This window comes from Kitasatospora sp. NPDC048662 (assembly GCF_055587065.1).
In genome coordinates this window covers 346,715-361,575 of sequence record NZ_JBVJHA010000006.1, presented here as the reverse complement: position 1 = coordinate 361,575, position 14,861 = coordinate 346,715, and the positions used below count along the sequence as shown (strand labels likewise).

General features: G+C 72.5%; 9 protein-coding genes. 3 read left to right on the top strand and 6 right to left on the bottom strand.

Annotation, left to right across the window (positions count from 1 at the left end; all coding sequences use genetic code 11):
* Window positions 1–138: 138 nt before the first annotated feature.
* Window positions 139–3,699 (bottom strand): right-handed parallel beta-helix repeat-containing protein, encoded by a 3,561-nt coding sequence (locus tag ACZ6R9_RS19860; RefSeq protein ID WP_465539251.1) that lies wholly within the window; start codon window positions 3,697–3,699, stop codon window positions 139–141.
* Window positions 3,700–3,896: 197 nt separating this feature from the next.
* On the opposite strand from ACZ6R9_RS19860, the gene ACZ6R9_RS19855 reads away from it, so the two are divergent.
* The gene (locus tag ACZ6R9_RS19855; protein ID WP_380482612.1) at window positions 3,897–5,528 is read left to right on the top strand and encodes an AMP-binding protein; all 1,632 of its coding nucleotides are present in this window, start codon (window positions 3,897–3,899) and stop codon (window positions 5,526–5,528) included.
* Between the two features lie 115 nt (window positions 5,529–5,643).
* Here ACZ6R9_RS19855 and ACZ6R9_RS19850 read toward each other — a convergent pair whose 3' ends face one another.
* From ACZ6R9_RS19850 to ACZ6R9_RS19840, 3 genes are all read right to left on the bottom strand, one after another.
* Window positions 5,644–7,842 (bottom strand): M4 family metallopeptidase, encoded by a 2,199-nt coding sequence (locus tag ACZ6R9_RS19850; protein ID WP_465539388.1) that lies wholly within the window; start codon window positions 7,840–7,842, stop codon window positions 5,644–5,646.
* Between the two features lie 475 nt (window positions 7,843–8,317).
* Window positions 8,318–9,088 carry a sigma 54 modulation/S30EA ribosomal C-terminal domain-containing protein gene (locus ACZ6R9_RS19845; protein WP_380482610.1) on the bottom strand — a complete coding sequence of 257 codons (771 nt, stop codon included), beginning with the start codon at window positions 9,086–9,088 and terminating at the stop codon, window positions 8,318–8,320.
* 130 nt (window positions 9,089–9,218) lie between these two features.
* A complete protein-coding gene (locus ACZ6R9_RS19840) occupies window positions 9,219–9,878 on the bottom strand; it encodes a DedA family protein (protein ID WP_465539248.1) in 660 nt (219 codons plus the stop codon).
* Between the two features lie 125 nt (window positions 9,879–10,003).
* On the opposite strand from ACZ6R9_RS19840, the gene ACZ6R9_RS19835 reads away from it, so the two are divergent.
* Entirely contained in the window at window positions 10,004–11,908 is a 1,905-nt protein-coding gene (locus ACZ6R9_RS19835; RefSeq protein WP_465539246.1) for a VWA domain-containing protein, read from the top strand.
* Window positions 11,909–11,926: 18 nt separating this feature from the next.
* Here the strand turns inward: ACZ6R9_RS19835 and ACZ6R9_RS19830 are convergent, their stop codons facing one another.
* Both ACZ6R9_RS19830 and ACZ6R9_RS19825 read right to left on the bottom strand, forming a co-directional pair.
* Entirely contained in the window at window positions 11,927–12,538 is a 612-nt protein-coding gene (locus ACZ6R9_RS19830; RefSeq protein ID WP_465539243.1) for a CBS domain-containing protein, read from the bottom strand.
* A 26-nt stretch (window positions 12,539–12,564) separates the two neighbouring features.
* Window positions 12,565–13,059 carry a pyridoxamine 5'-phosphate oxidase family protein gene (locus ACZ6R9_RS19825; RefSeq protein ID WP_465539241.1) on the bottom strand — a complete coding sequence of 165 codons (495 nt, stop codon included), beginning with the start codon at window positions 13,057–13,059 and terminating at the stop codon, window positions 12,565–12,567.
* Window positions 13,060–13,258: 199 nt separating this feature from the next.
* On the opposite strand from ACZ6R9_RS19825, the gene ACZ6R9_RS19820 reads away from it, so the two are divergent.
* A complete protein-coding gene (locus ACZ6R9_RS19820) occupies window positions 13,259–14,854 on the top strand; it encodes a M4 family metallopeptidase (protein WP_465539239.1) in 1,596 nt (531 codons plus the stop codon).
* Window positions 14,855–14,861 lie beyond the last annotated feature (7 nt).

The window sequence follows — 14,861 nt, the reverse complement described above, 5'->3', positions numbered from 1 at the left end:
CCAACTGCCCCGCACGGATGCCGTCAGCGTTCATGACCAGCTGCCCCGCAGGGATGCCGTCGGGGTTCACGGCCAACTGCCCCGCAGGGACGCCGTCAGCGTTCGCGGCCCACAGCCCCGCGCGGACGCCCTCCGCGGTCACAGCCAGCCGCCCTCCGCAGGAATGTCGTCCGCGACCAGCATCATCAGCTCCTCCCGGCTCGGCGTCCCGGCCCCGGCGAGGCGGGTGGCCTGGCGTTCGACCATTTCCTCCAGGAGGGTGCGGGCGTCGCGGGCGTTGGCGGGGTCGCCGCGCAGCTCGCGGCGGGTGAAGCGTTCGACGAGGCGGTCGGTGACTTCGGGGGCGAGGCGGTAGGTGTGCCGTTCGGCTTCGCGGAGGACGATCTCGGTGAGTTCGGCCGGGTCGTACGGGTCGAATTCGAGGATGCGGGAGAAGCGGGAGCGCAGTCCGGGGTTGGAGTCCAGGAAGGCCCGCATCTCCTCGGTGTAGCCCGCCGCGATGACCACCACGTCGTCGCGGTGGTCCTCCATCAGCTTGGTGAGGACGTCGATGGCTTCCTGGCCGAAGTCGCTGTTCGCGCCGAAGCGCCGGGCCAGGCTGTACGCCTCGTCGATGAACAGCACACCGCCGGACGCCCGTTCGAACGCCTGGCGGGTTTTCTGCGCGGTGTGCCCGAGGTACTCGCCGACCAGGTCGCCGCGCGCGACCTCCACCAGGTGGCCCTTCTTCAGGGCGCCGAGCGCGGCCAGGATCTGGCCGTACAGCCGGGCCACGGTGGTCTTGCCGGTGCCGGGCGGGCCGGAGAAGACCAGGTGGTGTGCCCGGGGCGGCGGGGGCAGGTCGGCGTCGGAGCGCCAGCGGGCGAGCCGGAGCAGATCGACCTGGACGTCGACCTGCCGCTTGGCCTCGGCGAGCCCGATCATGCGCTGGAGTTCGGTGATCGGGCCGGACTCGGGCTGCAGGATGTCCTCGGCGGTGGCGCCGGTGCGCAGGTTCTCCATCCGCACCCGGTCGTTGGCGACCACCGCTTCGCCCGCGCATCCGGTGACCTCGCAGTCCGTCAGGCTGCCGTACACGTCCGCCTCCAGACGGACGCCGTCGCTCCCGGCGCCGTGCACCCGCACCCCGCTGAGCATCAACTGGCTGTTGGCGCACGCCCACAGGGCCTTGCCCCGGCTGCCGGAGATCTCCAGCCGGTCGATCTCCACGGTGGTGCTGTCGCGGGCCAGCAGCCCGGCCTCACCGGCCTTGGTGACCGTGAAGTCGTGCCCGGTCAGCCGGCTGTTCTCACGGCAGTTCAGGCCGTACAGGCCGGCCCGTTCGACCGTGACGTGTTCGGCGGTGACGCGTGCGGTGTTCTGGAGCACCAGTCCGGAGGCGGTCACGTCGGCGATGACGGCGCCGACCAGGCGGACCGTCACACCGGTGCCGAGGCCGTGCACCCCGTTCTTGCAGCGTTCCAGGCGCAGTTCGGCCAGTTCCACCACCGAGCCCTCCTGGATCAGGACGGCGCTCTCGGACTGGTCGTGGACCCGCAGCCGGGTGAAGTCGCCGCGCGCCTTGTGCACGTTGACGCCGGTGCCGCCGAAGGCCACCGCGCAGTCGTTGACTGCCGGGACGCCGCCGGAGGCGACACTGATGCCGTGCACGCCGGCGTTCTCGATCCGGCACCTCTCCAGCCGTCCCCGGCCCTGGTCCTCGACGATCACGCCGCTGTCCCGGCAGTGCGCGAACAGGCAGTCCCGGACCGTGGGGTCGGCGCCCCGCGCGACGTACAGGCCGACGGTGGCGCCGCTGACCGTGGTGTCCTGGACGGAGCCGCGTGCCTGGTGGTCGAAGACGAGGCCGGTGGCGTGCACCTCGTCGATCCGGGAACCCAGGACCTGCACCGCGGAGTGGTCGCCGGCGGCGATCGCGGCGTCACCGGTGCCCCGGAACTCGCAACCGCGGATCTCCGCCGTCGAGCCGGTCACGTCGATGCCGCGGCCCCGGCTGTCGGTGATCGTGCAGTCGGTGATCTCGGCCTTCGCGCGTTCCTTCAGCACCAGCGCGTGGCCCTTGGCGGCGCGGAACGTGGTGCGCTCGAAGGTGCCGCCGGCGCCCGCGAGTTCGGTCCGGCCCGCGGTGATCTCGCAGTCCCGCAGCGCCAGTTCGGCGCCCTGGGCGGCGAGCAGCGCGTACTCTCCGGGCGCGTCGATCCGGCACTGCCGCAGCTCCAGCCGGCCGGTGGTGGAGACGGCGACCGGGCCGCGGCCCTCCACCGTCAGCGAGTCGAGCGTGACGAAGCCCTCGCACTCCAGGGCGGACTGCTCGGGGGTCTCGATCACCACCTGGCCCTCGCCCTCCGCCCGGACCACCTCGACGGTGCCGGACAGCAGCAGTGGCCCCGCCTCCCGGTACCGGCCGGGCTCGATCAGCACGCGCAGCGGCCGGTCCCTCGGCGCGGTGCGCAGCGCCGACCCGAGACTGCGGTGCGCCGACCCGCGCCCCTGACCGACCCGGACGGTGACGGCCTCGCCCGTCACGGACCCGGCCCGCCCGGTGTGCCCGGCGAGCAGGTTCGAACCGTACGGGGTCAGGGCGTTCGCCAACTGGGCGGGGAAGACGGTGAGTCCGTGCATCTGGGCGAGCACCGGCGAGGTCAGCGGCAGGAGTTGGACGGCCTGCCCGTCGGCGCGGAAGGACCAGTGCGGCAGCGGCGCCGGCGGGTTCGCTCCCGGGTTGAGCCGGGCGAGCACCCACGTCACCGCGAGCCGCTGCCCGGCGCGGGAGACGGTGTGCAGCCCGGCGCCCACCGAGGCGATCTCGGACCACGGCACGGCCCGCTCCCGGCCGCCGACGGCCACCACCACGCCCCGGCTCTCCACCCGCAGTTCGCACGGCCGGGACAGGCGAAGGACCAGCCACCTGGTGCCGGCCGTGCCGAACACCACCAGGGTGAGGAGCACCAGGAGCGGCTGAACGGGGCCGAAGGCGCCGAGCGGGGCCGTGGCGAGGAGGGCGGCGGCGATCACCAGCATCAGCACCGCCCGGAACCCCCGCAGCAGCACCCGGCCCGGCCAGGACAGCAGCGTGCCGGCCGCGAACACCGAGGCCGCGCCGGGGCCGTCCGGCAGCCGGGTCGTCCCGCCCCAGCGGTCCGACAGGCGCGGGACGAACACCTCGTCGAGGCGCTCGGCCGGCTGCGCCAGCGGGGCCAGGTCGAGCAGAACGCCCTGCCAGGGAGCCGACCAGCGCGGCGAGCCGCGCCCGGCCAGCCCGGCCGGGCTGCCCTGCGAGGTCCGCACCAGCAGCGAACCCCGGAAGTGCGGAGCCTCGTAGGCGGGCAGGTACCCCCGGGCCGGGAGCACGCACATCCCGTCGATCGCGTCCCACGGCAGCCGGACCTTCCGCAGGCCGCCGCGCAGTTCGAGATACCCGGGGTCGATCACCACCGTGACGGGCGCCCACGCACGCACCACCTGCCGGACCAGCACCACCGCCCACACGACGGCCGCCAGGCCGTCGACCAGCACCGCCTCCGGCCGCGTCACCACCCCGGCGAACAGCGGCAGCCCGCACCCGACGAACGCGCCGGCCGCGAACAGCGCGAACCCCGCCCGCCGCCGCCGGTACTGCGGCGACGGCCGCAGCCGCACCTGCTCGCTCTCCTGCACCATCGCGACCCCCGGGGAACCACCGACCGCCCTTCGAGTCATCAAATCAGCCAACTCCCGCCCCCGGCTGCCGGTTCGGCGATTTGCTCGGGCGAGCAGGAGCCGGCGGCCTCGACGCATGTGACGTGACGGACCGTCAACGGGGCGCGCACCACCCCCACTTGGAGACTGGTCAACGGCCGCCCCGGTGGCCAGCATGGGTACTCGTCGTCCCGCACCACCGCGCCCAGGAGGCCCCCGTGTCGCACGCCCCGAGCCAGCCGAGCCACGCCGCCGGCCCGTCCGACACCCCGCTGCTCGGCGACACCGTCGGAGCCAACTTCGACCGGGCCGTCCGCGCCTTCCCGGAGCGCGAGGCACTGGTGGAGCGCGCCACCGGCCGGCGCTGGACGTACGCCCAACTCGCCGCCGACGTCGACGCGGTGGCACTCGGCCTGCGCGCCAGGGGCGTCGGCCGGGGTGACCGGGTCGGCATCTGGGCACCGAACCGCGCCGAGTGGACGCTCACCCAGTACGCCACCGCGAAACTCGGCGCGATCCTGGTCACCGTCAACCCGGCCTACCGCTCGCACGAGCTGGAGTACGTGCTCAAGCAGTCCGGCATGCGCCTGCTGGTCGCCGCCCGGCAGTTCAAGACCTCCGACTACGCCGCGATGATCGCCGAGGCCCGGCCGCGCTGCGCCGACCTCGCGGACGTGGTGCTGCTCGACGGGCCGGACTGGGACGAACTGCTGCGCGCGGGGCGGCAGGGTGACCCGGCGGTGCTGGCCGGGATCGCGCAGGAGCTGGCCGCCGACGACCCGATCAACATCCAGTACACCTCCGGCACCACCGGCTTCCCCAAGGGCGCCACCCTCTCGCACCGCAACATCCTCAACAACGGTTACTTCGTCGGGGAGTTGTGCGGCTACACCGAGCAGGACCGGATCTGCATCCCGGTCCCGTTCTACCACTGCTTCGGCATGGTGATGGGCAATCTCGCGGCCACCTCGCACGGCGCCTGCATGGTGATCCCGGCGCCCGCGTTCGACGCCGGCGCCACCCTGGCCGCCGTCGCCGCCGAGTCCTGCACCTCGCTGTACGGGGTGCCCACCATGTTCATCGCCGAACTCGCCGACCCGCACTTCGACCGCTACGACCTGAGCAGCCTGCGCACCGGCATCATGGCCGGCGCGCCCTGCCCGATCGAGGTGATGAAGGACGTCATCGGCCGGATGGGCATGACCGGGGTGTCCATCTGCTACGGCATGACCGAGACCTCCCCGGTCTCCACCCAGACCCGCGCCGACGACTCGATCGAGCGCCGGGTCTCCACCGTCGGCCGGGTCGGACCGCACCTGGAGGTGAAGGTCGTCGACCAGGCCACCGGCGCCACCGTGCCGCGCGGCGAGACCGGCGAACTGTGCACCCGCGGCTACTCGGTGATGCTCGGCTACTGGGGCGAGCCGGAGCAGACCGCGCAGGCGATCGACACCGACGGCTGGATGCACACCGGCGACCTCGCCGTGATGGACGAGGACGGCTACCTGAGCATCACCGGCCGCAGCAAGGACATGGTGATCCGCGGTGGCGAGAACCTCTACCCCCGGGAGATCGAGGAGTTCCTGTACACCCACCCCGACGTGCTCGACGTCCAGGTGATCGGCGTCCCCGACGCCAAGTACGGCGAGGAGCTGATGGCCTGGGTGCGGATGCGCGAGGGCGCCCGCCCGCTCACCGCCGAGGCAGTGCGCGCGTACTGCACCGGCCGGCTCGCCCACTTCAAGATCCCGCGCTACGTGCACGTGGTCGAGGAGTTCCCGATGACCGTCACCGGCAAGATCCGCAAGGTCGAGATGCGCGAGCGGGCGGCCCGGATGCTGGGCGACTGACCGGCCGCCGCGCTGGGCGGCGCGGCGGGGTGCTGACCCTGGTGCGGGCCGTCCCGCACCTTGGCGAGGTGGTCCGGTCGGCGAAGTGAGCCGACCGGACCACCTCGGTGAGCCGTCAGAAAATCAGCTTCCAGTTGTCGACGTAGCCCGAGTCTCCCCGGTACATGTCCTGGACCTTCAGCCGCCAGGTGCCGTTGGCGACCTGGGCGGAGGCGTCCACCGTGTAGGTCTCCAGCACGTTGTCGGCCGAGTCGCCGATGTTGGCCTTCTTCAGCGAGTACACCTTGCCGTCCGGGCCGACCAGGTCGATGGCCAGGTCACCGCGCCAGGTGTGCTTGATGTCCACGGACACCTTGAGGTCGCTCGGCGCCTGGCCCGCGATCCGGTCGACGACCACGTCCGAGTAGACCGCCGCGCCGCCGTCCGGGACCGGCGTCCGGGTGGCGTTCGCGAAGATGCCCCTGGCGACCTTCCAGGTGAACGTCGTCTCGACGCTGCTGTGGTGGGAGGCCTTGGCGGTGACGGTCACCTGGTAGGTGCCCGGCGTGGTCGGGGTGCCGGTGATCCGGCCGGTGACGGGGTGGAGCTTCAGACCGTCGGGGAGGCCTTCCGCGTGGAAGGTGAGCTGACCGGGATTGAAGTTGGTGGCGCGGAGCTGGAGATCGGCCGGGGTGTCGACCGCGGTGATCTGGGAGTCGATGGAGTCCACCATGATGCCGTCCACGACGCGCGGGCCGACGTTGATCGCAGCCCAGGCGTTGGCGGTGTTCATGTAGGTCGCGCTGGTCTGCCCGTACAGGTCGGCGGCAGCCTTCAGGGTGGCGACGCGGGCGGCCGCGTAGTTGGTGGAGGAGGTCATGTAGGTGGTGAGCGCCCGGTACCAGATCTTGGCGGCGGCGTCCCGGCCGATCCCGGTCACCGGCAGGCCGTCGGAGGTCGGGGAGTCGTAGTTCACGCCGTTGACGGTCTTGGCGCCGCTGCCCTCGGACGCCAGGTAGAACCAGTGGTTGGCCGGGCCGGAGGAGTAGTGGACGTCGATCGAGCCGAGGCCGGAGTACCAGGCGTCCTTGGAGCGGCCGTCCTTGGAGGGCTTGTCCATGTAGCGCAGCGGGGCACCGGTGCCGTAGATGTCGATCTTCTCGCCGACCAGGTAGTCGCCCTTGTCCTGGGGGTTGTTGCCCCAGAACTCGATGGCGGCGGCCATGATGTCGGAGGTGGCCTCGTTCAGGCCGCCGGACTCGCCGCTGTAGATCAGGCCCGCGGTGTGGGAGGTGACACCGTGGGTCATCTCGTGGGCGCCCACGTCGATCGAGGTGAGCGGGTGGGTGTTGCCCGAGCCGTCGCCGTAGGTCATGCAGAAGCAGCTGTCGGACCAGAACGCGTTGACGTAGTTGGTGCCGTAGTGGACCCGGGTGTAGGCGCCGACACCGTCGTTCTTGATGCCGTTGCGGCCGTGGACGTTCTTGTAGTAGTCCCAGGTGAGTTGGGCGCCGTAGGCGGCGTCCACGGCGGCGGTCTGCCGGTTGGCGACGGTGCCGTCGCCCCAGGTGTCGGTCGGGTTGGTGAACAGCGACTTGGTGGAGCCGCTGGTGCCCTTCAGGTCGTAGGTGCTGTGGCCGCCCCGGGTGTTGTCGGTCATCGCGAAGCCGCCGCCCGTAGCGGTGGTGCCGATGGTGACCTGACCGGAGAACTGGCTGTTGCCGACGCCGGTCTCGATGCCCTGGTACTCGAAGATCTTCTTGCCGGTGTTCGCGTCGGTGATGACGTGCAGCTCGGACGGCGTGCCGTCCTCCTGCGTGCCGGTGACGATCGTCTCCCAGGCCAGCGTCGGGGTGCCGGACGCGGCCCAGACGACCTTGCGGACGTTGTCGGCCGCGGGCTCCGCGACCTTCGCGGTCCCGGCGCTCTCCAGCGCGAGGCCCTTCGCCGAGTCGGCGCTCTCCTTCTCGCCGGTGTCGACCGCGATGTCCGCCTCGGTGGCCTTGGTGACGCCCGTGGTCGAGCCGTCGGGGGCGCTGTGCACGACCAGGTCGCCGCCGAGCACCGGCAGTCCGGCGTAGGTGCGCTCGTACCGGGTGTGCACGCTGCCGTCCGCGTCCTTCGTCACGGACTTGGCGATCAGCGCCTCCTCCGACCCCAGGCCCAGCGCCCTCGCGGTCTCGGCCTTGGACGCGTCCGCCGCGGCCAGCAACTCGCCGCGCTGCTCCGCCGACAGCTGCACCGGCAGCGCGCCGGCGATGGCCTGGACCTCGGCCGGGGCCTGGTCCGTGGTGTCGGCGGCGGCGACACCGGACGTCAGGGCGGCCGCGATCATCGCGGCGCCGGCTATCAGCGCGGTCGCGGTGACGGTCTTTCGGGAGGATCGAGTCACACGGAACTCCTTCTGCGACGGCCGCGTGGGTACGGCCGGAGTCAGCCGGGAGGGCAGGGATGATGCCGCCCGGTAGAGCTGGTGGTTCGAACGGGTCGGACGGTGTCCGACGTGCTCGCCGCATCGTGTGGTGCGTGTGCGTCTGCAAGGGCCGCTGCGGCGATGGGACGGTACAGTGCCAGCTTTGTTGGGAACGCGTCACCCATGCGGCAACAAGTTGGCCGAAATGCTTCGTTGCCGACGTAATGTCGAGGTAATCGGCCGTCAGCAGGCAGGTAATGCGCCAAAAAAAACGGGAGTCGGGGACGGCCCCACACCGTCCCCGACTCCTCTTCCCGCGCTCCCGGACGGGCCCCACACCCACCGAGAGCTCTTCCCGCCTCCGGACAGACCCCCACGCCTGCCGGAGGCCAGACCGCTACGCGGCGGGCGTGATCAGCCCGTAGTGCCCGTCGTAACGGTGGTACATGACGTTGCCGCGGCCGGTCGCGGCATCGGTGTAGAAGACGAACGGCAGCCCGCTCAGATCCAGCCGGGCCCGGGCCTGGGCACCCGTCAGGCAGGGCACCGTCAGGCGGCTGACCACCAGACCCGGCACCGGCTGCGGCAGCGGGCCGGTCGAGGCCAGCCGGTAGCCGCCCGCCGCGCCGCGGTAGATCAGGCTGTCGCACCCACTGTCGGCGTCCGTGAACAACTGGAAGTCGTAGTCCATCGCCTCCAGTTCGAACACCGCGTCGAGCGCGCCCAGCCGCGCCGCGCTGTAGCTGCGGTGCCGCACCAGCCGACGGTCCTCCGGCTCGCGGTGGCGGCGCTGCGGGCGGTGCTCCGGGTCCAGGCCGTCGGCCCAGCCGAGCGGCGTACGGGCCGGCCGGCGGTGGTGGCGCAGGCGGGCGATCCGCGACACCAGGCGGTCCTGGAGCAGATCGACGGCCTCGCGCATGGTGGCCGCCGCGACGTGCGCCCGCACCGGACGTCCGTTGACGTCCACCGTGGCCTGGGCGAGCGAGGGCCGGGCCATCGCGTGGTTGGGCTCCTGCACCAGCCGCACCCGGACCGCGAGGACCGGCTCGTCCATCCGGTCGAGCACGGCCGCGATCTTCACCCGCGCATAGTCGGGGGCGCCGGCCGAAACCTCGCCGCGGGTCTCCACCAGCACCTCGGCGACACTACGGGTCTGCAGACGGTTCATCAGAAACTCCTTTCCCGATGACTCCAGCCTGCTCCCTCGCCCGCTCTGCGCCGAGGGCCGAACGGTCCACCCCCGGGAGCCGACGGGCCCGCCCGCTTCGGGACGGTCGGCCGGCATGATCGACGGCGGGTCAGTTCTGCTTCGGCTCGTCGTGGTTGCCGCCGCCGTCGTGCCGGTGCTCACGGCGGGCCTCGCGCCGCCGCGAACGCAGATGCCACACCAGCAGACCCACGACCACCACCGCCGCCACCGCGATCGCCAGCGAACGCCCCACCGTGCCCTCGACGCGCGAGTACGCGGAGCCCGCGAAGTAGCCGAGCAGGGTGAACCCCACACCCCAGAGCACCCCGCCGATCGCGTTGAACAGCAGGAACCGCGGGTACGGCATCCGCGACACCCCCGCCAGCGCGGGCATCAACGCCCGGAAGAACGCCACGAACCGCCCCAGCAGCACCGCCACCGGGCCCCGACGGCGGATCAGATCCTGCGCCCCCTCGATCCGGTCCGCGTGCCGGCGCATCGGCTTCGTCCGCAGCACCGCCGGACCGAGCCGGCGGCCCACCTCGTACCCCGTCGAGTCGCCGAGGATCGCCGCGGACACCACCACCAGCACCATCAGGCCCAGCGAGACCTTGCCCTGATGGGCCAGCAGGCCGCCGAGCACCGCCGCCGTCTCGCCCGGCAGCACGAACCCGAAGAACAGCGCGTCCTCGGCGAACACCAGGGCCCCCACCACCGCGTACACCACCGGGCCCGACAGCCCCCGCAGCCAGTCGGTGACCGCGTGCACCCGGACCACCTCGCTCCCGGCTCGCCCGCCGTCCGGCCCCCACCGTAACGCCGGGCCCGCCACCGCCCGCAGAACCTGCCGCCCGGGGGGCGCGTCGCAGGCCCCCGATGGGCCAGACTGTGGCGGTGACCGCGAGATCCCTGGCCAAAGGCAGCAACCTCCCGATCGACGTGCCCGCCGTGCACGCCGACCTCAGCTGGACGCCCGCACCCGGCGCCCCCGACCTCACCGCCGCCGCGCTGCTGCTGACCGCCGGGGGACAGGCCCGCGACGCCGAGGATCTGATCCGGCGTCACCGGTCCCCGCACCGCTCCGGCGCCGTCCTGTGCCGCGGGCGCACCGGCGGGCCGGAGGCGCCCGTCGAACGGATCGAGGCCGACCTCGCGGCGCTCGACGTCCGCGACGCCGAGGTGCAGCGCGTCCTGCTGCTGGCCGCCACCGACGGCGAGGGCACCTTCGGCCGGGTCCGCGACCTGACACTGGCGATCTCCGACGCCCGCACCGGCCTGCCGCTCGCCCGCTTCGCCATCGAGGCCGGCCGGGAGACCGCACTGATCGGCGGCGAGCTCTACCGCCGCGGCGGCCACTGGAAGTTCCGCGCCGTCGGCCAGGGATACGCCAACGGCCTGGCCGGCCTGGCCACTTCCTACGGCTTCACGCTGCCCACGGACGCCGGGCAGGAACCGGAGGCGGAACGGGAGCCGGAGCCCGAGACGGTGGCGGGGTTGGAGCCGGAGCCGGAGAGCGCACCTCTCACCCGCGAGTTCAGGCTGCGCCCGGCGGCAGAGCCTTTGCCGGAACCGGAGTTGGAGCCCGAGCCGGCTCAGGAGACCGAGCGTGCAGCGGAGCCGGAGCCGGAGCCGGAGCCCGAGCCCGAGCCTGTGCTGGAGCCGGAACCCGTGCCCGTGCATGCCACCCGGGAGCTCAGGCTGCGCCAGGTGGAACAGCCGCTGCCGGAAACGGAGTTGGCGCCCGATCCCGAACAACGGCCGGACGCCACCCGCGAGCTGAGGCTGCGTCCGCTGCCCGCGCCCGTGCCTGCGCCCGACCCGTTCGCGTCCTCGCCGGCCCCGCTGCCCGTGCCTGCGCCCGACCCGTTCGCGTCCTCGCCGGCCCCGCTGCCCGTGCCTGCTCCCGACCCGTTCGCGTCCTCGCCGGCCTCGCAGCCCGCGCCGTCGCCGGAACCCTTCGCGTCCGCGCCGTCGCCGGAACCGCTCCCGCCCGCCGTGCCGCCGCGGCCGCTCCACGCGCCGGACGTCTCCGCCGCCGAGCAGCAGCTCCCCGTGGACATGCGCAAGCGCCTCTCCTTGCGCAAGCAGCAGGTCGCCGTCAGCCTCCAGAAGCACGGTGCGCAGGGCGTGGTGGCGCGGATCCTGCTGGTGCTGGACGCGTCCGGGTCGATGATGGGGCTGTACGGGCGGGGCGTGGTCGCGGACGTGGTGGAGCGGATGGCCGCCGTGGCCGCGCAGTTGGACGACGACGGCACCATGCAGGCGTGGACCTTCGCCACTCGTCCGGCCCGGCTGCCCGACCTGAGTCTGCCGGGGCTGCCCGAGTGGCTGCGCCTGCACGTGAGGCCCGGTGAGGCGGCCCTGAAGAGCCTGTTCGGCCGTCGCCGGATCCGGCCGCCGAAGCCCGACGGGCGGGTGGACATGAAGGCGGTCGGGATCCAGAACGAGGAGCACCGGGTGATCGCCAAGGTGCGGGATTTCGTCCGTGCCTTCCCCTCGCCGCTGCCCACCCTGGTGCTGTTCTTCTCCGACGGCGGCATCTACCGCAACTCCGAGATCGAGGCGCAGCTGCGGGCCGCCGTCGAGGAGCCGATCTTCTGGCAGTTCGTGGGCCTCGGCCGCTCCGACTACGGCGTGCTGGAGCACTTCGACCAGTTGCCGGGCCGCCGGGTCGACAACGTCGGCTTCTTCTCGGTGGACGACATCAGCACCCTCCCCGACCCGGAGCTGTACGACCGGCTGCTGTCCGAGTTCCCGCAGTGGATCACGGCCGCCCGCCGGGCCGGGATCCTGCGCTGACGGTCGGTCGGGCGGCGGTCAGGCCGCGGCGTGCGTGGTGCGGTCGGTGACCGACACCACGCCGTCCACGGCGGCGCAGAGTTCGCGCAGGGCGCGGGTGTGGCAGTGCGGGGCGGTGGTGCCGCTGAGGGTGACCTCGCCCTGGACGACGTCCACGCTGATCAGGGCGGGGCTGGTGCCTTCGACGCTGGTGAGGATCTCCTCGACGATCTCGCGGCGGATCGCCCGGTCGTCGCGGAGGAAGACTCGCAGCAGGTCGCCGCGGCTGACGGTGCCGATCAGGCGGCCGTCGGCGGGGGAGACCACGGGCAGGCGTTTCACCCGCCGACGGGTCATCAGGCGGGCGGCGGCGACCACCGTGCTGTCGGGGGTGGTGCAGACGGCGGGGGCGGTCATCAGGTCGGCGGCGGTGGTGCCGGTGCCGCGCAGCTGCACGGGTGCGGGCAGCAGGGACGCCGGGTCGTACTGGGTGAGCTGGGTGCGCAGCAGGTCCGCCTCGGAGACCACGCCGAGCGGCCGGTGGTCGGCGTCGACCACCGGCACGGCGGTGATGTCGTACTCGGCGAGCAGCGCGACGATCTCGCGGAAGCCCGTGCCGGGGCTGACGGTGACCACGTGACGGGTCATCATCGCTCCGACGGTGCAGTGCCGCATCGTCATTCGCCTCCTCGGTCCGCGCTCCGGTGCCGACGTTCCCACTCTGCGGGGTGGGCGGCGTCGGGTGCGAGGGCCGGAGGTCCCGGCCGGTGGGGCCGATCGGCGGGGCCGGGCTGGGGCGGCAGCAGCCGCAGGCCGGACACCCACTCGGGGCGGATCCGGACGGAGACGGAGGGCGGCCCGGTGGCGGCGGTGGGGTGTACGGCGTCGGCGTGGCCGAGCACGGTGACCGTCCAGCCGCTGCCGTCGGCCGGGTCCACCTGGTCGGCCTGGAAGGCGACGACGGCGCCGGTCACGGCGCGCAGCAGCTCTTCGTCGGGCTGGTCGACCAGGACGCTGCCGCCCTCCGCCAGGCGGTAGCGGACCGGCAGGACGGCGGGCAGAGCGTGCTTGGTGTAGACGAGCCGGCCCACCGAGTGACGGGCCATCAGGCGCAGGCACTGGCCCGGATCGAGGCTGAGGCCATCGGGGGAGGAGACGGGTTCGCTGGTCATACTCCGATCCTGGGTGCTCGCACCCGCGTGGCGGGAGGGCCGTTGGTCGTTCCCGTGCCGGTCGAGCGTCCCCGGAACGGCACGGAACGAGATCTGTGCTACGAACCGATTACGTTCCTTAACTGTTCATAGAACTGTTTGTGTGTTCATCGACAGGCTGTCAGTCGGCCAGACCCCCGCTACCCGACTGGAGTCACGAGTGAGCCCCTCCTCCTCCGCGCGCCGACGCACCCTCACTGCCGGCGCCCTCGCGGCGAGCGCCGCACTGCTCGTCGCCGCCGTCCAGGTCGACACCGCCTCCGCCGCCCCCGGCCGCGACGCGGCGATCGCCCGCGCGGAGGCGAACGTCTCCCACCACGCCGACCTGTTCGGCTTCGGGCCCGGCCAGGGCCTGAAGGTCAAGGACGTCATCATCGACGCGGACGGCACCCAGCACGTCCGCTTCGACCGCACCTACCGCGGGCTGCCGGTGATCGGCGGCGACCTGGTGGTGCACCAGGACGCCCGTGGCAAGCTCGCCGACTCCTCCCGCGCCAAGGGCCACGACCCGGCGGTGAAGTCCGTGGTGCCCGCCGTCTCCCCGCAGCACGGCGCCGCCGCCGCGCTCGGCCAGGCCCAGGGCATGTCCGGCGCCACCGCCACTCCCGAACTGGTCGTCTGGGCCGCCGACGGCACCGCCCGCCTCGCCTGGCAGACCACCGTCAGCGGCGAGGGCAAGCAGGGCCAGCCGGCCGGCCGGGTCGTCGTCACCGACGCCAACACCGGTGAGACGATCGAGAACTACGACTCCGAGCAGTCCGCGGCCGGCACCGGCCACTCCGAGTACACCGGCGACATCCGGATCGACACCACCCAGCAGACCGACGGCAGCTACGCGCTGATCGACCCGGTCCGCGGCCACACCACCAAGGACGCCAAGAACCTCGGCGCGAGCAGCGTCAAGGCCGGCTCCGGCAGCGTGGTCACCGATGCCGACAACGTGTGGGGCGACGGCCGGAAGTTCTCCACCGACCGGGCCACCGCCGCCGTTGACGCGCACTCCAACACCGCCTGGACGTACGACTACTACCTCAACACCTTCGGCCGCAAGGGCATCAAGAACGACGGCCGCGGCGCCACCGTCTTCGTCCACGTCGGCACCAACTGGGACAACGCCCAGTGGTCCGACACCTGCTTCTGCATGATGACCGGCGACGGCAACGGCACCACCGATCCCGAGCAGGTGGACCTCGACACCATGGGCCACGAGATGACCCACGGCGTCACCAGCGCCACCTCCAACCTGCGCTACAGCGGGGAGTCCGGCGGCCTCAACGAAGCCACCAGCGACATCTTCGGCACCATGGTCGAGTGGTACGCCAACAACGCGGTGGACACCCCCGACTACCTGTTCAGCGACCAGTCCACCCCGCCGTGGCTGCGCCGCTTCGACAAGCCCTCGCTGGACGGCCGCTCCGCCGACTGCTGGAGCAAGACCGTCGGCAAGCTGGACGTGCACTACTCCTCGGGTGTCGCCAACCACTGGTTCTACCTGGCCAGTGAGGGCAGCGGCAGCAAGACCATCAACGGCTACACGTACAACAGCCCGACCTGCAACAACTCCACCGTCACCGGCATCGGCAACCAGAAGGCCGCCGCCATCTGGTACCGGGCGCTCACCGTCTACATGACCTCCACCACCAACTACGCCGGGGCCCGCACCGCCTCCCTGAACGCCGCCCGCGACCTGTACGGCGCCGGCTCCACCGAGTACGCGACGGTCGCCGCCGCGTGGAGCGCCGTCTCCGTCGCCTGACCGCACG